General features: G+C 63.0%; 14 protein-coding genes and 2 tRNA genes. 7 read left to right on the top strand and 9 right to left on the bottom strand.

Features of this window, described 5'->3' with window-relative positions:
* The first annotated feature begins 11 nt into the window (after nucleotides 1-11).
* The 4 genes from C0V82_RS03250 to C0V82_RS03235 all read left to right on the top strand — a co-directional run bounded on the left by C0V82_RS03250 (nucleotide 12) and on the right by C0V82_RS03235 (nucleotide 2,749).
* Complete coding sequence (locus tag C0V82_RS03250; RefSeq protein WP_102111100.1) at nucleotides 12-638, top strand: GNAT family N-acetyltransferase; 627 nt, start codon at nucleotides 12-14, stop codon at nucleotides 636-638.
* Entirely contained in the window at nucleotides 635-1,837 is a 1,203-nt protein-coding gene (gene metC, locus C0V82_RS03245) for a cystathionine beta-lyase (RefSeq protein WP_102111099.1), read from the top strand. Before C0V82_RS03250 ends, metC begins: the two co-directional genes overlap by 4 nt.
* A complete protein-coding gene (gene hisI / locus C0V82_RS03240; protein WP_199772490.1) occupies nucleotides 1,837-2,271 on the top strand; it encodes a phosphoribosyl-AMP cyclohydrolase in 435 nt (144 codons plus the stop codon). Before metC ends, hisI begins: the two co-directional genes overlap by 1 nt.
* A 106-nt stretch (nucleotides 2,272-2,377) precedes the next feature.
* On the top strand, nucleotides 2,378-2,749 hold the full coding sequence (locus tag C0V82_RS03235) for a hypothetical protein (RefSeq protein ID WP_102111097.1): 372 nt from the start codon (nucleotides 2,378-2,380) through the stop codon (nucleotides 2,747-2,749).
* 24 nt (nucleotides 2,750-2,773) lie between these two features.
* On the opposite strand, the gene C0V82_RS03230 is transcribed toward C0V82_RS03235, so the two are convergent.
* The 7 genes from C0V82_RS03230 to C0V82_RS03200 form a co-directional block, all read right to left on the bottom strand.
* Nucleotides 2,774-3,031 (bottom strand): hypothetical protein, encoded by a 258-nt coding sequence (locus C0V82_RS03230; protein ID WP_102111096.1) that lies wholly within the window; start codon nucleotides 3,029-3,031, stop codon nucleotides 2,774-2,776.
* Between the two features lie 169 nt (nucleotides 3,032-3,200).
* Entirely contained in the window at nucleotides 3,201-5,150 is a 1,950-nt protein-coding gene (locus C0V82_RS03225; RefSeq protein WP_102111095.1) for a flagellin N-terminal helical domain-containing protein, read from the bottom strand.
* Nucleotides 5,151-5,719: 569 nt separating this feature from the next.
* Nucleotides 5,720-5,796, bottom strand: a tRNA-Arg gene (locus tag C0V82_RS03220).
* A gap of 15 nt (nucleotides 5,797-5,811) precedes the next feature.
* A complete protein-coding gene (locus tag C0V82_RS03215) occupies nucleotides 5,812-6,117 on the bottom strand; it encodes an ETC complex I subunit (RefSeq protein ID WP_054169523.1) in 306 nt (101 codons plus the stop codon).
* Nucleotides 6,118-6,156: 39 nt separating this feature from the next.
* Nucleotides 6,157-6,233: transfer RNA gene (locus tag C0V82_RS03210), tRNA-Pro, on the bottom strand.
* 89 nt (nucleotides 6,234-6,322) lie between these two features.
* Nucleotides 6,323-7,228, bottom strand: a complete 906-nt coding sequence (locus tag C0V82_RS03205) for a DMT family transporter (RefSeq protein WP_102111094.1) — start codon at nucleotides 7,226-7,228, stop codon at nucleotides 6,323-6,325.
* Between the two features lie 114 nt (nucleotides 7,229-7,342).
* Nucleotides 7,343-11,155, bottom strand: coding sequence for a LamG-like jellyroll fold domain-containing protein (locus C0V82_RS03200; RefSeq protein ID WP_158659703.1), 3,813 nt, complete (start codon nucleotides 11,153-11,155; stop codon nucleotides 7,343-7,345).
* A gap of 255 nt (nucleotides 11,156-11,410) precedes the next feature.
* Between C0V82_RS03200 and C0V82_RS03195 the strand changes: the two genes are divergently transcribed.
* Together C0V82_RS03195 and C0V82_RS03190 are read left to right on the top strand one after the other, a co-directional pair.
* Complete coding sequence (locus C0V82_RS03195) at nucleotides 11,411-14,281, top strand: TonB-dependent receptor (RefSeq protein WP_102113201.1); 2,871 nt, start codon at nucleotides 11,411-11,413, stop codon at nucleotides 14,279-14,281.
* A gap of 77 nt (nucleotides 14,282-14,358) precedes the next feature.
* The gene (locus C0V82_RS03190) at nucleotides 14,359-15,495 is read left to right on the top strand and encodes an aldose epimerase family protein (protein ID WP_102111092.1); all 1,137 of its coding nucleotides are present in this window, start codon (nucleotides 14,359-14,361) and stop codon (nucleotides 15,493-15,495) included.
* Here C0V82_RS03190 and C0V82_RS03185 read toward each other — a convergent pair.
* A complete protein-coding gene (locus tag C0V82_RS03185) occupies nucleotides 15,492-17,036 on the bottom strand; it encodes a CYTH and CHAD domain-containing protein (protein ID WP_158659702.1) in 1,545 nt (514 codons plus the stop codon). The genes C0V82_RS03190 and C0V82_RS03185 overlap by 4 nt on opposite strands.
* Before the next feature lie 85 nt (nucleotides 17,037-17,121).
* Complete coding sequence (locus C0V82_RS03180; RefSeq protein WP_158659701.1) at nucleotides 17,122-17,658, bottom strand: SixA phosphatase family protein; 537 nt, start codon at nucleotides 17,656-17,658, stop codon at nucleotides 17,122-17,124.
* On the opposite strand from C0V82_RS03180, the gene C0V82_RS03175 reads away from it, so the two are divergent.
* Nucleotides 17,657-20,008 (top strand): RNA degradosome polyphosphate kinase, encoded by a 2,352-nt coding sequence (locus C0V82_RS03175; RefSeq protein WP_245924135.1) that lies wholly within the window; start codon nucleotides 17,657-17,659, stop codon nucleotides 20,006-20,008. The two genes, C0V82_RS03180 and C0V82_RS03175, sit on opposite strands and share 2 nt — an antisense overlap.
* Nucleotides 20,009-20,019 lie beyond the last annotated feature (11 nt).

Genomic DNA, 20,019 nt, shown 5'->3' with positions numbered 1-20,019 from the left:
GAGAAGCAGGCATGACCGACAGCCTCCCCACCCCGCCGCCGGGCCATATCAAGGTCACGGTGACCTATCTGGAGATGACGGCCAAGCCGATGCGCCGGCAACGGCCGCATCCGCATGGGCTGTCGCTGCTGCGGGCGGAGAACTGCACCTTCTCCTTCTACCGATACCTCTATGACACTGTGGGCGAGGAATGGCTCTGGTGGTTCCGCCGGGCCATGCCGGCGGACGAGCTGCGCGCCATCCTGGCCGATGAGCGGGTGGAAATCTATGTCGCGTATATCAGCGGGGTTCCCGCCGGCTATGTGGAATTGAGCCGCACCAATCCGGGGGCTTGCGAAATCCAATATCTGGGCCTGATCCCCGAATTCATCGGCAAGGGCATCGGTCCCTGGCTGCTGGATTGGGCGGTCGAGGCGGCATGGAACGGGGCCGGGGTGGAGAAGGTGACCGTCAATACCTGCGACCTGGACCATCCGCGCGCCCTGATGACCTATCAAAAGGCGGGCTTCCGCCCTGTCGGCCAGGAAGTGCGCTTTGATCCCGATCCGCGTCTGGCGGGCCTGATACCGCTGACCGCCGGGTCCCATATCCCCCTGCCCGCCCCGCAGTTGCCCCCGTCAAAGGCCACTCCCGCATGAGCACGCATGACCGCGACCAGCCGTTCGCCGAGAATACACGCCTGATCCACGCGGGCCGCGCACCGGAGAAGTTTGGCGGGGCCGTGAATATCCCGCCCTTTCGTGCCTCAACGGTGCTGTTCCCGACGCTAGCGGAACTGGACGCCTATGATCCGGCCCTACGCACCGTGCGCTATGGCCGTACAGGCAACCCGTCCAGCCATGCTTTCGAAGCCGCGATGACGGAGCTGGAGGAAGGCCACGCCGCCGTGTCCTATGCGTCGGGCTTGCAGGCCATCACCAGCAGTCTTCTGGCATTCACCCGCCATGGCGACCATGTGCTGATTGCTGACACCGCCTATGCCCCTACGCGCAACTTCGCCAATGGCATCCTGTCGCGGTCCGGCGTGACGGTGGAATATTTCGATCCTGGCATTGGTGCCGGCATCACCAGCCTTCTGCGCCCGACCACGAAGATCGTGTTCCTGGAATCGCCGGGATCGCTGACCTTCGAGGTGCAGGACGTGCCGGCCATCAGTGCCGCTGTCACCGCCGCCAATGCCGACATTGTCGTGATGATCGACAATACCTGGGCGGCGGGCCTGCTGTTCAAGCCGTTGAAGCATGGCGTTCATGTCTCCATCCAGTCGGCAACCAAATATGTGGGCGGCCATTCCGATGCCAGCCTGGGTGTCGCCGTCTGTGCGCGGCAGGATCACTGGCTGCGGCTGAAAAAGACGGCGGTGGAACTGGGTGCCTGCGCGTCTGCCGATGAGCTGTTCCTGGGGCTGCGTGGCCTGCGCAGCCTGCCCGTGCGCATGCGCCGTCATCACGAGTCCGGCCTGAAAGTGGCGCAGTGGTTGGAAACCAGGCCAGAGGTGACGCGGGTGCGTCACCCAGCATTGCCCGCCTGCCCCGGCCACGACCTTTGGAAGCGCGACTTTACCGGCGCCTGTGGCCTGTTCGCCTTTGAAATGGCCCCCACCCCGCGCAAGGCGATGGCCGCCATGGTTGATGGCATGGCGCATTTCGGTATGGGCTATAGCTGGGGCGGCTTTGAAAGCCTGATCCTGCCCTCAAATCCCACCTCCATCCGCACCGCCGTCTCCTGGACGGGCGGGGAACTGGTCCGGCTGCATATCGGGCTGGAGGATGTGGATGATCTGATCGCCGATCTGGACGCGGGCTTCGCCCGCCTGAAGGCGGCGCTGGAGGCATGATGAGCACCTTTCCCCTGCCCGATGCCAGCATTGAGGCCGCGATCGCCGCCGTTAAGTTTGATGCTGACGGTCTGGTCCCCGCCATCGCCCAGCAGCATGACAGCGGCGAAGTGCTGATGATGGCCTGGATGAACCGCGACAGCATCGCGGAGACCCTGCGCACAGGCCGCGTCTGCTACTGGTCCCGCTCGCGCCAGAATTTCTGGCGCAAGGGTGAAAGCTCCGGTCAGGTGCAGATGCTGATCGAATGGCGGGTTGATTGCGATGGCGATACGATCCTGCTGCGTGTCGATCAGCAGGGCCCCGCCTGTCACACCGGCCGCCGGTCCTGCTTCTACCGCCGCGCCGACACCGAGGGCCTGACTATCACCGACCCGGTGCTGCTGTCACCGGAGGCGCTTTATGGGAACAAGGGCCAGACACCCGGCTTTTGAATGCCAACGCGGCGCGCACCATCCAAAAGTTCATAGGTTCCGGGCTGGGCCATGCGAATGGATCGGCGTAAGGTGACTTCCTGATCTTGCTACCGGACGTTGCCCCATGAAGGAACTACGCTGCATTCTGTTCACCGACCGCGAGGTTCTCGTGGCCGTGCTGGATCGCAAGCGCCGCCTCAAGGAAGAGCTGCCGCTGGGCCAGATTAGCGGGCTTCGGATGGATAGCGGCGACGAGGGCGTCACCTGCACCCTGAGTTATGACCAGGGCCGCGAAACCGTTACGGTTCCGGAGAACGAGTTGCAGGCCGCCTTGATCTCCCATTGCATGGCCCGCAAGGTGCCGCTGCCGGTGGATGCGGAAAAGAATGTCCATCTGATCCGTGGCCGCGCCACGCTGATGATCACCATGAATTTCAACAAGGCGGCCCGGCTGGTCCACGTCGCCGCGGCAGAGAAACGCGGCCTGCCCAACTGACGGTCGGCCCACCACGCTAAGCGGTCAATCGACGCGGCGGCTATCGGGCCGGCGGCGGCGGCGCAGTTCCAGCACCAGACCGATCAAAGCCAGCGGCACCACAATGACGGCGCCCTGCTTCACGTAGGGCCAAGCCCAGTCCGCAACGCCAAGCACCCAGGCCGGCAGATGGCCCAGCAGGTGCCAAAGCCAGCCAATAAGCTCGGCTGGCGTCCAGCCAAGCCAGGCCAGCACCAACCCCACCACCAATGACCAGATCAGGATGCGGATCACGAAGCGCATGTGATCGGCTGTACCCTATTGCCTTGCGATGGGCAATGAGAGATTGGCTTTGCATTATTCCAACGAATTTACCTTAAATTCTTTTGTAATGTTCCTTGATATCTGCATCGCATAAAGAAAGGGCGACGACCCTGCGGCCGCCGCCCTCTTTTCACTCCAACCCGGTCTCTTAGAAGAGACGCAGGATCGCCTGCTGGGCCTGGTTGGCCAGCGAGAGGGAGATGGTGCCCAGCTGCTGACGGGTCTGCAACAGCAGCAGGTTCGCACCTTCCTCGTTCTGGTCGGCCTGGACCAGTTTGTTCGAACCCTCTGTCAGGACGTTGGAGAACTCACTGGTGAAGTTCTCACGCGTCTGGATGATGTTCAGGTTTGTCGACAGGGCCTGAGAGGTTGACCGGAGTTTCGCCGTGGCGAAGTCCAGGCTGGACACGGCCTTGTCAATGTCAGCGCGATCCAGGAAGTTGTTCTGGGCATAGTCGAGGCGCAGGCCCTGACCGTCCGTCTGGATGTTCTGGGACACGACCGAGATGGTGGAGGTGTTAGCCTCGTTGAACTGCACCGTCAGGTCGTTCTCGGTGTTGGCATCGGTACGCTGAACCGTGATCAGGTTGTTCGACCGCTGGGCCGAAGCAGCCTGCTTCAGGGTGGCGCTGTCAACTTCGAAGCGGACCGTACCGCTGTCGAATGCCAGCGAATTCTCACCGTCCGAGAGCTTTCCCGAACCACGGGCGTTGGCCGCCGAACGCTCGATAGTGACGCCGTTCAGGTTGGTCGCCGACACGGTCAGATCGACATTCTTCTCAACCGTCGAGGTGCCGTTACCGCTGGTGCCCAGGTTGTCCAAGGCTGTGCGGTCAACCGTGAAGGTAACCACAGTGCCCGAGGAGAAGGAGATCGAAACCGCCTTATCAAGGGTGTTGGTGGAGGTAGCACCCAGGTTGAAGGAGACGCCCGTGCCGGTGGTCAGGTCCGACTGGATTTCGAAATAATCGTTGGGGGTGCCATTGGTACTGCCGTAAGCAATGTTGAAACGGGCCCCCGTATTGTCGGCAGTTCCCAAGGTTGTCGGAAGCGGATCGCTTGCCGCAGTGGTGCCGTCACCACCAAAATCAGTGCTCTTGGCAACTTCGCCAGCCAGCTTTGAGGCCACCTGCTGGCGCAGCTCGGCAGGGTTACGCGTGACGCCAGCGCTAGTGACCAGATCGTCAGCCGTGACCTTATAGCTGTAGGCCTTACCGTTGACGGTTGCCGTGAAGGTATCGCCTTCTTCGATCGAGCCGCTGATGGTCACCTTCGACACCTGCGCCGTGCCGGAGGTACCGGCCGTTACGGTGCTGGCCACAGCAGCCTGTGTATTGTCAAAGAACTTCACCGTGCGGCTTTCAGCACCCTCGGTGATCACCAGGGTACGCTCGCGGCCCACATTGCCACGCATTTCGATGCTGACATCGGCGAAGTTGCCGGCGGTGGCAGAGATGGTACCCGAGACCTTCAGCGACGCGATACCGCGTGCGGTTTCGGCCTTGGCAATATCCTCCAGATCGGCGCTGATAGCACCGGTGCCGGTGACGCGGATGGAGTAGGTGTCGGCGCTGACCACGTTGGTCACGCGGCTGTTCGACATACCCTCAATGGAGTTCACGTTGGCACGGCTGCCGGCCGTGCTGTCCAGCGTCAGGCCGTTGCCGACCAGCAGGTTCTTGCCCTGATAGCCGCTGTCACGGGCGATCTTGTCGATCTGGTCCTTCAGGCGGTTGAACTGATCGGCCAGCGACTTACGGGTGGCGACGCTGGCAGCGTCGGTACCCAGATTGCCGTATGCCGTGGTGGTCAAGCCCTTCGCCTGTTCGATCAGGCTCTCAATGGCCGTGATACCCTTGTCGCCAGCCTGGATCGTGCTGATCGACTGACCCATGCTTTCCTTCAGCTTGGACAGGTCGGTGGCACGAACGCTGAGGCCCTTGGCCGCGAAGAAGTTGGTGGGACCGTCAAGGGCGGAATTGATCTTGTTGCCCGTGGACAGACGGTTCTGGATGCTTTCCACCTGCTTGTTGGTCTTCTGGAGCAGCAGCAGGTTGTTGCGCATTCCTGCGGTCAACTGAACGTCACTGGTCGACATGGTATATCTCCTTTTGAGCCGTGAGAGGGGCCGTTTCGGCCCAAATCGATCTCGTGGACTTGTCAGGAAGGACGTCGCCGTAACCCGTGGAAGACGCCGGGTGCAGTGCATGACCGGCAGTTTCTTATCGGATCGGGCAATCCGTTTTGCTGATCGCGGTATCAGGCTTGCTTGGCTTACGCCTTAAAGGCTGGTCTGCACCGCTACTCGCTCAACGCCTTGTCCAGAGCTTCGGTCTCTTCCTCCTGAGGGTGAACACGATTGGGTTCGACAGGGGATAAGCAGGAAGCGTGCCAAGTTCGCAGAAGCCGGAAGACCTATACTTTAGAGGTATATTGCAGGGTGCGCAGAGCCTGAAACGGCGCATTCTTGCCGCCTTGGGGCCGGTCTGGACGGGGGCTCTGGGCGATTTTTGCCTAGGCAGGCATTTCCTGCCGGGCTCCGGAAACAGGCCAGGATGGCAACGCGGCGGCGGCTTTTGCCGCCTGGAACGGGTTCGTTCAGCGCCGCTCCGGAAACAAAAAGGGCCGCCCGTCACACCGGACGGGCGGCCCTTTGGACCAGATGTTTGGCGACCCCAGCAGGATTCGAACCTGCGACCGCTCGCTTAGAAGGCGAGTGCTCTATCCAGCTGAGCTATGGGGCCGGATAGGGGAAAGGATCAGAACCGGCCGATGCGCGGACGGTCGGTACGGAAATTATCCGCGTAATTCTTGGGGATCACCCGGCGTTCCTGCCATTCGGCGACATCGGCGTCCCAGCCCTTCTTGGCGACGAAGGCCAATGCTGCCTCCTTGGTCGGGAACTTGACGCGTACCTGGTTCAGTGTGTCGCCGGAGCTGGTCCAGCCCATCATGGGCTCCGGGCGGCGCGGAGTCGCCAGTTCATATTCCAGCACCCAGTCACCGACCTTGCCGCGGCCGGACTGCATGGTGGTCTTGGACGGCTGGTAAATCCGGACCTTCATGGCGAACCCTGTGACCTGATGGTTGAACCGTAAGGGAAATGGTCGGAGCGAGAGGATTCGAACCTCCGGCCTGCTGGACCCAAACCAGCCGCGCTACCAGGCTGCGCTACGCTCCGCCAATTCAGCGGTGGGAATACACCACCGAAAGCATGGGGGCAAGCATCCCAACACGCGCAAAGTGCGCATGGCCCCAATCTTCTGCCGATCAGGCCGGCTGACGGCGCAGAAGGGCCCCCAATGAGGCCGGTGCCATGACCAGAAGATTGCCCAGAACGGCCAGAAGCAGGCCGGCAATGCCGGCGGGCGTCCAGTGATAATCCTCGAACATGGTCGAAACGATCAGGGCGACAACCGGCGTCATGATGGCGACATAGCCCGACCGGCCCGGCCCGATACGGCCCAGCAGAGTGAAATAGCACAGGAAAGCCGCGATGGAGCCGAACAGCGCCAGGTAGGCCAGTGACAGGAAATAGGGGGCCGACGGCACAATGGCGAAGCTGGCGCCTTGCACCAGGGCCACGACCACCATGATGCCGGCACCGACCAGCATCGACCAGGCCGTGGTGCCGATCAGCGGCATTTCCGCCTTGCGCGTCTTGGAGACGACCATGTTGCCCAGCGAAGCAGAGTAGTTCGACACCATCATCAGGCCGAATCCGATCAACGCCCCACCGGTCAGCACCCCGCCATCCAGTTCCGGCGTAAACAGCAGCAGCACCCCCACCACACCCATGAAGCCACCGGCCAGGACGGCGGGCCGCATCGGCTGCCCCAGGAACAGCCGGGCATTGACGACATTCATCAAGGACAGAACCGACCCCGCCACGGCCACCAGACCCGACGGCAACAGTGCGGTGGCCTTATAGACCATGAAATAGTTCAGGGAGAAGTTCAGCAGCCCCGCGCCCAAAATCAGGCCCCACCCGCCCCGCTTCGGCAGGATCGGTTGCCGGCGCAGCGCCAGCCAACCCAGCAGCACGCCACCCGCCAGCAGGAACCGGTAGGCCACCGACACCGCCGGATGCACCGCCCCCAACTGGAACGTGATGGCGTACCAGGTCGAGCCCCAGATCAGGACGGAACAGAAAAACAGAGCGAGATTGACGGGCATGAAGGCACCGGTGGCGGATATCCAGGCCCCAGCCTATAGACCCGCCACGCAGTGCGTCCAATCCGATTGTTGTGGGGGTGACAAGTCCAACGGATAAGGGCCACCCCCGGCACCTTAGCGGAGCATCACCTTATTATTGTTGGCGCGTGCTTCAACGGCCCCGCCATCCAACAGGACATCCACCGACACCGCCGCCGGCGGAGCCTTCAAGGTAACCTTCGCGATCTTGGGCTTCAGGTCCAGCGGTGCCGCGATGGACGACAGCGGCACCGCTGCCAGGACGGAGCCATCGGCGGCCAGCAACCGGACACGGCCCGTGGGGGCCGGCACCGAACCAATATTATGGACGGTCACGTCCACCCTGCCCTTCACCTGCACCACGTCGCGTGCCGCGATGGCAAGGTCCGGGCGCTGGGTCAGATCCTGTTCAGTCCCTGACAGGGCGAAATCGAACACGCTGGTCCGGCCGGGCGTCAGCGTGACCGAAACCGCCTGTCCTTCGCCAAAGGCGATCTTGCGGCTGGCGCTGCTCTCCGCCTTGTCATCGCCGTCGGCATCAATACCTTCGGCCAGCGCCCAATCGCCGGTGGCGACATCGGCACCGATGATGCGGGCGGTGACCGGCCTGTCGGACAGGTTATGGGCCAGAACACGGAGTCCGGTCCGGGTCGGCTCCTTCACCAGGATGGCGACCTTTTCCGCCCCATCCTTGTCATCGAAATCCCATTCGATGCGGTTGCCGCGCACAATGGCGTTACGATAGAGCGCAACACCGCCCAGACGCTGACGCTGCAGTTCCTGGGTTGGCAGTTCGACACGGTCGGTCCACCAATGATCGGCGGTCATCATCTCCATACGCAACGCCGCGAACTGCCGCTGATTGTCGTACTGCTTGACCAGCCAAGCCTTGTCGTCAGTCGCGACCCAGGCCGTGTGGTAGGTGTACGGGCTGGCATAGCGGTCAGCCTTTGCCTGCTCCAGAACGGCGGCACGCAGTTCGGTGCGCTTCAGATCGATGGCCAGATCGCTGCTGACGATACCGGCCAGCGCCGACAGCCCGCCCTTACGCAGCACCTGTTCGATGGGCCGAAGATATTTGGCATCACCCGTCCAGCGATACGCCGCCCACATCAACAGATTGGTCTGTTCCGGCCCGGCAGTGCCCCGCGTGGCGCCGTCTGGCCAGTTGATCTCCGACGGGAAGGTCCAGGTGCCGTCAGCGGCCTGCTTGCCATGGGCCAGATAGCCATCGGCCAGTTCCAGCAGCAGCTTGCGGGTCGCGGGATCGCCATTGATCTCCACCAGCCGGATACCGGGATGGAAGATCAGGTACGAATAGGGCTTCGACCATTGCCATGGCGCTTCCTTGACGATGTGCCCGGCCCCGAAATAGTTGGAGACCAGCAGGCGGTTGCCCTTTGGATTGACCGCCGTCAGGTCCGGGAAGTTGGCCGCCGTCTCCATCAGCCGTTCCACCGCCTGTGGATCGCCGGGGGTCAGCAGGGACATCTGCGACTGCGCGTTGATCCCTTCCTCATAGACATGCAGTTCATCGGTGACGATGGTGCCCAGACCGCTGGTCAGCATGCCATTGGCATGCACCGCCTCAATCATGTCGGACAGAGACTTGGTCAGCTTCTCCCGGTCCACGCCCATCAGAGCTAGGCCCGGCCATTGGTTCGTCAGGTCGGTATCATCCGACAGGCCACCGCCGAATTCTCCCTCCACCTGCCGGTGGTCGATCCACCAGTTCACGAAGGACCGGACCTGTGCCAGATATCGTGTCTGGCCCCAGGCCCAGGCGGGCACACCCGGCGGCGCTGACTCCAGATCGACGGGCGGCAGCGGCTGCTGCGGGTTCCATTCCGACCAATAGCCATTCCCGACCTTGTTGTCGGGATCAATGCGCAGAAGGTCGGTTACATCCTCATAAAAGCGTTGGAACAGGCCAAGATTCCGGCTGCTTTGCCGTTCCTCCACCAGGAAGCCGTAATTGTCCTGAATCTGGCGTTCACGGTCGAACGCATGCTCGTCCTTGGCCTCCGCCTTGGTCTTGAACACCAGCCGCAGGGCGGCTCCATCCAGCTTCGCGACCGAAAAGTCCGGCGCAGACGAGGCGATGGTCAGGTATAGCGGCCTGTCGGACGGCAGGATGCGGTCACGCGTATCCAGCCACAGGGTCCGTGCCTCCCCCGGCTTGACCGCAACATTGACATCCATCAGGTCACGTTCGGGCGTCAGCGGGTCTTTGACCCGGATATTCAGGGCGACCAGTCCGCCCTTGTGCGTCGGCTTCACGTCCAGTGCCGGGATCACCAGTTCAATCCCATCCAGACCGCCGATATTTTCAAACCCCTCCGTGCTGGCGCGGTACAGGGGCAAACCCGGCTCCTGCCGGCGGAAATCCATGGGAATGGCGATATGGGCCACGGGCCGGCCCTTCGTCGCCGGCGGTGTCACACGTTTGCGGGTCGGCACGCCGCCATCGGGAATAGCGACGATCACGTCGCGTTCCCCCTCCGGATAGCGGCCTTCAATGAAACGACGCAGCGGCAGGATGGCTGTGAAATCCGGTTCCGCCGCCAGACGCAGGTTGAAATGGAAATCACCCAGGCCCGCGGGTGCGGCGCCAGGGCCGACATGATAGGCACCGATCTCCTGAATCGGCGTTTCCTGTACGTCGTTCACGAAGCGCAGGGCACCGCCCGCCGCCTCCTGCTTCAGACGGGTGGTGCTGCGTTCGGTACCTGCGCGGCGTTTGGCAAGCAGGTCGCCATCCGTGGTGATCTGACCATTTCCTTTGGGGACGGTGACCCCCTTCACCCAGCCCAGCTTGCCATGGGCCGCACCCTGAATTTCGACCTGATTGAACGGTTCGTCGGGCAGGAACCATGTGCCGGACTTGCCACCCATCGAATAGACGTTCCAGTCCGGCAGGGTGAAATAATCGTGGCGGCCGGCCAGACGGGAACGGTTATAGACACCGGGCCAGGTGGTTTCCCGGATACCATCATTGCCCTTCCACATGCGCTGCGCGATATCGCGCTGTTCGGTAAATTCCACCTTGCGGATGCGTGTGCTGGCATCGGCCAGATAGGGCGGCGGATCGTCAGGACGGTCAAAGCCGTTGCGATGCGCCCACGCGGACCAGCCATCTGGCGGCACCGGCATTGACACCGGTTCCCCACCCTGGGCCAGGGTCTTGATGGATGTTGCATCCAGGGCACGGTCATGAATGCGGATATCGTCGATGTCGCCGCCACGCAGGAAATTATAGCGGCTTTGCACCTGGATCGGGCTGATGATGCGGCTGTGCGGCCCGAACTGATCCAGGCTGGCATCCAGGGAGGCCGGCTGATCCTTGCGGGCCACCAGGGCACCATTGACGTAAAGCTGCACCCCCGTCGCTTCGTCCCAGGCAAACGCGATATGGGTCCAGGCGTCGGGCGCCGGGGCGGCGGACATTTCCCATGAAACCCGCACGCGTGCCAGATTCGTATCCGTCACGAATCCGTCAAAACCCCTGCCGTTCCAGTCCAGGCGCAGGAACACCATGTCCCAGCTGCTGTGATTGGCGAACGACACGCGGAACAGCGGAAACTGATTGCTACCAACGGGATAGCGGGACCGCCAGAAGAAGCTGAGCGTGCCGCGCTGCGCCCGGATATTGCCGGGGGCTGCCCAGGCCAGGACCTGATCATCGGCGGCCTGGAGATAGGCACCAGACGCGCCGCCCTGCGGGACCACAGCCACCTTATCAGCGAAGGTGGGGCGCGCGTCGCCCACGGCACGGTCGGCCACCAGCCCCTTCTCGCCCGTGACCTGGAACAGCAGCCCATGGGGCGCGTCCGCCCCCGCCACAGGCAAGGCCCCCGTCAACAGGGCAAGCAGCGCCACCCCTGTCCGCAACCGTTTCGCATGCGCCATTTTCGGTGTCCTTCCCTGGCCATGGCGGCGGTTCATCCGCCTGCCCTGTTTATCGCCGGTCGTTGGTTCGCATCCGTGCCACAGGAACAAAGTTTGTTCCGTTTCCTGTTTCCACCGCTTGCGTTCCGTTTCAAACCATGCATAGTTTCTTATGACACCGGTGACAATTGGCAAGAAAAATCGCCCGTCGCTGATGCAAAAAGGGGATAAACGGTGCGGTAAAGCACCGAGGTCCCGAACAGGAGGAGGAATCCCATGTCCCGTATCCATCGTGGCCTTCGCCGCGCAATTCCTTATGGCGTCTCGGCTTTCGCCCTGTCCATGGCCGTTTCCGCCACGAATGCACAGGCCCAGCAGGCCCCGGCCCAGACCGACAGCGGTGCGGTCCTGGAAGAGATTGTGGTTACCGGTTTCCGTGCCAGCCTTGCCAACTCGCTGAACATCAAGCGTAATGAGGCCGGTGTCGTCGACGCGATCAGCGCGGAAGATATTGCGGATTTTCCTGACACCAATCTGGCCGAAAGCATCCAGCGCATCCCCGGCGTTTCCATCGACCGCGACGCGGGCGAGGGCCGGTCGCTGACGGTGCGCGGCCTGTCATCAGAATTCACCCGCACCCGCATCAACGGGATCGAGGCGCAGGCCACCACCGGCGCCACCGACAGCTCCGGCGGCACCAACCGTGGCCGCGGTTTCGACTTCAACGTCTTCGCATCCGAACTGTTCAACAACATCACGGTGCGCAAAACCGCGTCCGCCGAGGTTGAGGAAGGCTCGCTGGGCGCCACGGTCGATCTGAAGACCTCGCGCCCCTTCGATTTCAACGGCTTCACTGCCGCAGCCTCCGCCCAGGCCGGTTATAACGACCTGTCGGAGAAGGTGGACCCGCGCGGTGCCGTCCTGCTGTCCAACACCTGGCTGGATGATCAGGTGGGTGCGTTGCTGTCGGTCGCCTATTCAGAACGTGACCTGCTGGAAGAAGGGTTCAGCTCTGTGCGCTGGGGCCCGGCCAATGGCGATAACGGCTTCCAGAATCCGGCGGCCCTGCCCGGCGGCGCCTCATCGGCCGGCGGCGTGTTCCACCCGCGCATCCCGCGCTATGGCCGTCTGGTCCATAGTCAGGAACGCACCGGCGCCACCCTGTCCTTGCAGGCCAAGCCGAACGAGGGCAACACCACCGTCAGCTTCGACGTGCTCTATTCCAAGCTGGACAGCACGCGTCAGGAAAACTTCCTGGAAGCCTGGTCGCTGAGCCGCAACGCGTCTCAGGGCGGCAAGCCGGAAGTGGACATTGTCCAGGCCGTTGTCGATCCCCAGACCGGTGAAATGGTCTATGCCAAGCTGGATGACATGGACATCCGGTCCGAACAGCGCTTCGACGTGCTGAAGACCGAATTCACGCAATATACGCTGAACGTGGATCACGAGTTCAGCGAGACGGTGCGCGGCAGCGTAACGGGTGGCCGGGCCAAGTCGAAGTTCGACAATCCGGTCCAGACTACGGTCCTGATGGACCGGCAGAATACCGACGGCTATAGCTGGGATTTCCGCGAGAATTCCAACCTGCCGCTGATTGATTACGGGTTTGACGTCACCAACCCGTCCAGTTGGACGTTCACCGGCCCGACCGGTCCCAATCCCCGGTCGGAAATCCGCATGAACCCGACCTTTCAGACCAACACCTATGATACCGCACAGGGTGATCTGGCCTGGGACATCAATGACACGTTCAGCGCCAAGGGCGGCGTCAACTGGAAGCGGTTTAAGTCCGACGCCCAGGCCTTCGCCCGCCCCTCGGCCACCAGCAATGTCGCCCCCGCCCTGCCCGCCGGCACCACGCTGGCCAGCGTGACCAAGCTGCTGACCGGCTTCGGCAAGGGGCTGGACCTGCCCACCGGCACGCCGACCAGTTGGCTGGTCCCCGATCTGGCGGCGTTTGAGAAGCTGTTCAACATCAACTGCAATTGCGATACGGGCGTTGCCGGTGGTGACTTCCGCAGCCTGGGTCTGGAGAACAGCGCCACCCTGGCCAACTGGCGCAATGTGAAGGAAGAGTCGCTGGGCTTCTGGGCGCAGGTGGACTGGAACACGGACATTGGCGACATGCCGTTCCGCGGCAATGTCGGCGTGCGTCAGGTGAAGACCGACGTCACCGCCACCGGCTATTCCTTCATCAACAACGCCACCCGGCCCGTCACCGGCAAGAACAGCTACAAGGACACCCTGCCCTCCATCAATATGTCGCTGGAGCCGGTGGATGACGTGATCCTGCGCGCCGCCGCTGCCAAGGTGCTGTCACGGCCGCCGGTCACCAACTTGACGCCGGTCTTTACGCTCACGGCCCTGAATGCGCCAAACCCCGCTGCCTCGCTGGGCAATGTCACGCTGGAACCCTACCGCGCCGATACGGTGGACCTGTCGCTGGAATGGTACTTCGCGCCGGAGTCACTGATCTCCTTCGCGTATTTCTACAAGGACATCTCCACCTTCGTGCAGACCACCCAGCAGACGCTGACCTATGCGCAGTTGACCGCCATGAATGCGGAAGCGTTCCCGGCGGGCGGCGGGCGTGATCCCAACCTGACCTATGTGTTCAGCACCCCCACCAACACGCCGGGTGGTCCGCTGAAAGGCTTTGAAGTCAGCTTCCAGGCGCCGTTCAGCTTCCTGCCGGAAGGGTTCGACAATCTGGGTGTGCAGGCCAATTACACGCATGTGTCGTCAAAGATCGACTATTGCTCGACCTCGGCCTGCTCGGCTTATGTCACGGCCAATCTGGTCAACTTGTCGCCGGATGCCTGGAACGGCACGCTGTATTATGACGACGGGGAGAAGTTCAACGCCCGTGTCTCTGTCGCCTACCGTTCCGGCTATTATCAGCAGGTTCCCGCGGCCAACGCCGGTACGCGCGGGATTGTGGCCATCGGCAAGGCGGCTACGACCACGTTCGATGCCTCGGCGTCTTATAACGTGACCGAGAATTTCACCGTCTCGTTTGAGGCGTTGAACCTGACCGACGAGGCCAACCGCCAGTACCATGGCGAGTTGGATGGCGTCCGCAACTCCACCTATGTCTATCATCACACGGGCCGTCAGTTCTATCTGGGCGCCCGCTACAAGATGTAAACTGGTTGGTTCAAGGGGGCCGGGATGCATGCCGCGTCCCGGCCCCTTTTCCATTGGATTGAGGGAACGTTCCGCCCATGACCGTGATCCTGTCGCGCCGCACCCTGCTCTCCTCCCTGGCAGCGCTGCCGCTGGCCGGATGCGCGACGCGGGCGGCGCAAAGGCCTGGCGTGACGGAACAGTTGTTCGGGCAGATGCCGGACGGCGCACCTGTCACGCTCTACACGCTCTCCAACGGTACGGGCGCCAACCTGCGCGTCATGACCTATGGCGCCGCCGTCACCAACCTTGTCATGCCTGACAAGGCGGGGAGCTTCGCCGATATCGTCCTGGGCCTGGATGATTTCGAAAGCTACCGCACCAAGTCCCGGAACTTTGGCACGCTGGTCGGCCGTTACGCCGGGCGCATCGGCAATGGCCGCTTCCCGCTGGATGGGCGGGAAGTGGTGTTGGACACGGGCGGGTCCAAACATTCCTCTCATGGCGGCCCGGTCGGTTTTGCCAAGCGCAACTGGCGGGGCCAGATCCTCGATGGGGCTGCGGTCCGCATGACCCTGCTGTCGGCGGACGGGGATCAGGGGTTTCCCGGCGAACTGGGCATCAGCGTCATCTACAGCCTGACACCGGATAATCGCTTCTGCCTGGAGATCGAGGCGCTGACGACACGCCCCACGGTCTTGAACCCCACCCATCACGGCTATTTCAACCTGTCGGGCGTGTCGGGTTCCCTGGTCCATGATCACCTTCTGACGATGGAGGCAGACGGCTTCACCGCTTTCGGCCCGGACAAGATGGTGACAGGGGAGATCAGGTCCGTGGCGGGTACCGCACTGGATTTCCGCACGCCCAAACCCATTGGCAGGGACATCGCTTCAACTGAGGAACAGATGCGGATCGGTGGCGGCTATGATCATTGCTTCGTGATCCGTGGCCCCCATGGCGGCAAGCCCCGCAAGGCCGCCCGCCTGTCCCATCCCGGCAGCGGCCGGACAATGGAGCTCTGGACCACCGAACCCGGCGTACAGCTCTTCACCGCCAACGCCGTCGATATGGTGGGCCGAGGCGGTGCCATCTATAAACCCCATTGCGGCGTCTGCCTGGAACCCCAGCATTTCCAGAACAGCCCCAACCAGCCTGGATTCCCAGGCACGCTACTGCGACCGGGTGAACGGTTCCGGTCGCGCAGCGAGTATCGGTTCGCGGTGGCGCCCTAAGCCGCCACCGCTGCCACCACATCTGCCGCGAGGAACGCTGTCCATAGCGCTGGCAACGGCTTCAAGGCGGCAGCGGCGCGCTTGCGCAGGGCATCGGCGGCGGCGGACTGTTCAATCTTGTCCAGCAAACCAGCCGCGTTCATGTCATCCGCCACCTGCTTCAATGGCGTGCGCAGAGCATCGACGGCGCGCTGCAACGGGTCCACCCGTTCGGCGGGCCACACGGCGCGGCAGAAATCCAGGTCATAGCGCAGCTTGCGCAGGCGTTTATGCGCCTTGATGGCGGTGGCGACATCTCCCGGCAGCCCAACGGCGCGCAGTGCCTCAAGGCGCTGGCGCAGCATGTCGCCGGCGATTTCCGACAGTGTGGTGCCGAACGGGCAGCCATGGGGCTGCTGTGCCCAGTCACCAGCTTCCAGCCAGGCGGCAAATTCCAGTTGCCAGCCCGTCCATTCCGGTGAGGACAGCAGTCGCATGGCCTTGTCCAGTGCCTTGGCCCGTGCCGCCGATACCGGCCCGACGGCACCCTTGCGGGCCTCCTGCGGTAGTTCGGTCAGGGCCATGGCCAGCTTCTGCCAATCACGCGCCTTTTCCAGTTTGCGGCCCAGCACCTTCAGTTGGTCGCGCAGGGCGTCACCCTGATCGGTATGGATCAGGTCGGCGAACAGGCTATAGGCCGTGATCAGCCGCCGCACCGCCGACGCCATTTCGCGCAGCGCCGCCGGATCGCCCATGCCGTCGGTAAAGGCCGGCTGATTGTCCAGCAGATGGGCCAGACCGTTGCGGCCGATATGACGGAACGCCTCCATCACGGTGGTGATGGGCGTGATACCCAAGGGCCGAACGGCATGGGCGCGCGGCTGCGCCCCCGTCAGCAGGGCCAGACCCAGATCGGCCTTGCTGCGGGTCGACAGGCGCAGCGGCACGCGGGCATGGATGTCGGCGGCCAACCGGAACAGGTCAGCCACTTCGCCCTGTTTCAGCTCCAGTTCCACCTCACTGATCGTGTGCCGGGCAGACGGCTGGCCATCGGGGGACATGACCAGGGCCTGCCCCAGATCCAGTGCCAGTTCCACCCGCCCCTCATCACCCGCACGCAGCAGCAGGATAGTGCGCTGCACATCGGTGGTGAACAGGGGGGACAGGCTGTCCAGCGCGTCGGCGGGAATCAGTTCCGACAGGTCCCCCTGACGCAGCAGGCCGGCATCCAGCCCATCGCCGGCCACATCCCAGCGCCATTCGCGGCGAACGGCAATGCCGGCACCATCGCCCGCCTCGCCCGACGACATGGTCTTCACCGACTGTTCGCGCTTCATCCCCTGCCGGCGCAGGCGCAGGGCCAGACCGCGCTTGGCCAGCGCCAGACCCGGCGTGTCATAATAGGCCGTATGCTGACGCGCCGGCTCTGCCTGCATCACCAGCCGTTCGCGGACCAGCGACAGGGCCGCGATGCGGGGCAGATCCGCCGGATCGGCCAGCAGTTTGATTTCCACCTCCCGCTCCGGGCGGGGAATGCGGGGGGCCTTGGGCTTGGCGTTCAAGGGGGCTCGCGCCTCGGTTCCGTCAGGGAATGATCCCTTCACATACCGCAGTGCGGCATGGGACGGAAGGGGCAATGACCCCCGGTTACCGGTCTTCCAGATCGCGCGGTCGCGTGAAGCCCGCTAGGGTACAGCTTCCCCAGCCCAGGTCCCGCCAGGACAGCCCATCCGGCACATTGATTTCGACAAAGGAACAGGTGGGCAGCTTGGTCGCCAGCGACTGACGCAGTGCCGCATCCCCCCGACCGCACAGATCACGGGCCAGAAGCTGGAAGTCCGGATTATGGCCCACAAACAGGGCCGTGCCTGTCTGTTCTGGCAGGGCCTTTACCCGGTCCAGCAGCAATTCCTCTCCGCACAGATAGATGGACCGGTCGAATGTAGTGGGCGGCAGGCTGGTGCCCCAGGATGCCGCCACAATCTCCAGCGTGGCGCGGGCGCGCGTGGCGGTGGAACAGACCACAAGGTCGGGGCGCGGCGGCCCGCCCTTGCGCGCGGTCCAATAATTCGCCATCGTCGCGGCGGCGCGGTGGCCCCGCGCGCTCAACGGCCGGTCATGGTCGGCCAGCCGCGGGTCATCCCAGTCCGATTTGGCGTGCCGCAGCAGATAGAGTGTCTTCATGACCACCAATGGCAAGGATAGCGGAACCGGAACAGCAGGGCAGCGTCGCCGCCCGCGCGGGACGCGTGTACCCAAAACCGTCACAGAAGCAACATATACTGCACCTGCCCCGCAGGACCAGAAGGACGAGATCGCTGTGACCGCCGCCCCCGACACGTTGCCGACCGCCACGCAACCCGATTCTTTGCTGGCCGACACGCTGGTCGCCAACGCGCTGATCCCGTCCAAAAGCGGCATTGCCGCCGACAGCCCGGAGCGGTTCATCAACCGCGAACTGTCCTGGCTGGCCTTTAATCAGCGTGTTCTGGAAGAGGCGTACAATAATCAGCATCCGCTGCTGGAACGGCTGCGCTTCCTGTCCATTTCGGCCAGCAACCTGGATGAATTCTATACGGTCCGTGTCGCCGGCCTGAAGGCACAGGTCGCTGCCAAGGTGACGACTCCGTCCGACGACAACCTGACCCCGGCGCAGCAACTGGCCGCCATCAACTACCGGGTGACGGAGGTCATGCGCGACCAGCAGGTGTGCTGGCTGATGCTGCGCAAGCTGCTGCGGACCAACGGTATCGCGGTTGTCGACCCCGATGAACTGACGGCGTCGGAGCATGACTGGCTGGAAGCCCGCTTCATTGACGAGATTTTCCCCGTCCTGACCCCCATCGCGGTCGATCCGGCTCACCCGTTCCCCTTCCTGCCATCCAGCGGCTTTGCGCTTGCCCTGCAATTATTCGACCCGCAAAAGGGCGCCAACCTGGATGCGCTGGTCATGCTGCCGACGCAGTTGGAGCGGTTCATCCGCCTGCCGGGCAACGAGACGCGATATGTCCTGCTGGAACAGGTTGTCCTGACCTTCATTTCCCGCCTTTTCCCGCCCTTCGTATTGAAGGGCAGTGGCGTGTTCCGCGTGCTGCGCGACAGCGAAATGGAAATTGAGGAAGAGGCGGAAGATTTGGTCCGCACGTTTGAGTCGGCACTTAAGCGGCGCAAGCGCGGCAGCGTGATCCGGCTGGCCGTGAATGCCGGCATGTCGAAGGAATTACGCGCCTTCCTGGTCGATGAACTGAACGTCTCCAACGATGATGTCTTCGTGCTGGATGGCTTGATCGGGCTGGCGGATACCAAGCAGATCATCGGCGATGACCGACCCGACCTGTTGTTCCCGCCCTATAATGCCCGCTTCCCGGAGCGTATCCGCGATTTCGGCGGCGATTGCTTCGCCGCCATCCGCCAGAAGGACATCGTCGTCCACCATCCGTTCGAAAGCTTCGACGTGGTGGTGCAGTTCCTGCGCCAGGCCGCCGCCGACCCCAACGTCCTGGCCATCAAGCAGACCTTGTACCGCACGTCGAAGAACAGCCCCATCGTGGCGGCCCTGATCGACGCTGCCGAGCAGGGCAAGTCGGTAACCGCCCTGGTGGAACTGAAGGCGCGGTTCGATGAAGAGGCCAATATCCGCTGGGCCCGCGACATGGAACGCGCCGGGGTACAGGTGGTCTACGGTTTCGTGGACCTGAAGACCCATGCCAAGGTCTCGCTGGTGGTCCGCCGTGAAAGCCAGGGGCTGCGCACCTATGTGCATTTCGGCACCGGCAATTACCACCCGATCACGGCTAAGGTTTACACCGACCTGTCCTTCTTTACCTGCGATGTGGCGCTGGGCCATGACGCGGCCCACATGTTCAACTACATGACGGGCTATGCCACGCCCAAGGCGCTGGAAAAGATCGCCATCGCCCCCATCACCCTGCGCCAGCGTCTGGTCGATCTGATCGATGCCGAAATCGCGCATGCCCATGCCGGCCGCCCGGCCCAGATCTGGGTGAAGCTGAACAGCCTTGTCGATGCCAAGCTGATCGACAAGCTGTATGAGGCGTCGCAGAACGGGGTGAAGATCGAACTGGTGATCCGCGGCATCTGCTGCCTGCGCCCTGGCGTGCCCGGCCTGTCGGAAAACATTCATGTGAAGTCGATCGTGGGCCGGTTCCTGGAACATGGCCGCGTCATCTGCTTCGGCAATGGTCATGGCCTGCCCTCACGTCAGGCCAAGATTTACATCTCGTCCGCCGACTGGATGCCCCGCAATCTGGACCGCCGCATCGAAACCCTGGTGCCCATCGAGAATCCGACGGTGCATCAGCAGGTGCTGGACCAGATCATGGTCGCCAACCTCAAGGACAATACGCAAAGCTGGGTCCTGCAACCCGACGCGACATACCGCCGCGTGGAGCCTTGCCTCGAAAGCTTTAACGCTCATACCTATTTCATGACAAACCCCAGCCTTTCGGGTCGGGGCAGTGCCACAACGGAGGCGCGTCTGCCGCCGAAACTGGTGTTGAGCAATTTCCCGTAACCCGGCATTCT

The sequence above is a fragment of the Niveispirillum cyanobacteriorum genome, from assembly GCF_002868735.1.
In the GTDB taxonomy this organism is placed as follows: domain Bacteria; phylum Pseudomonadota; class Alphaproteobacteria; order Azospirillales; family Azospirillaceae; genus Niveispirillum; species Niveispirillum cyanobacteriorum.
Note: the sequence above shows the minus strand (reverse complement) of the source record. Positions and strands in the feature narration are given on the sequence as shown.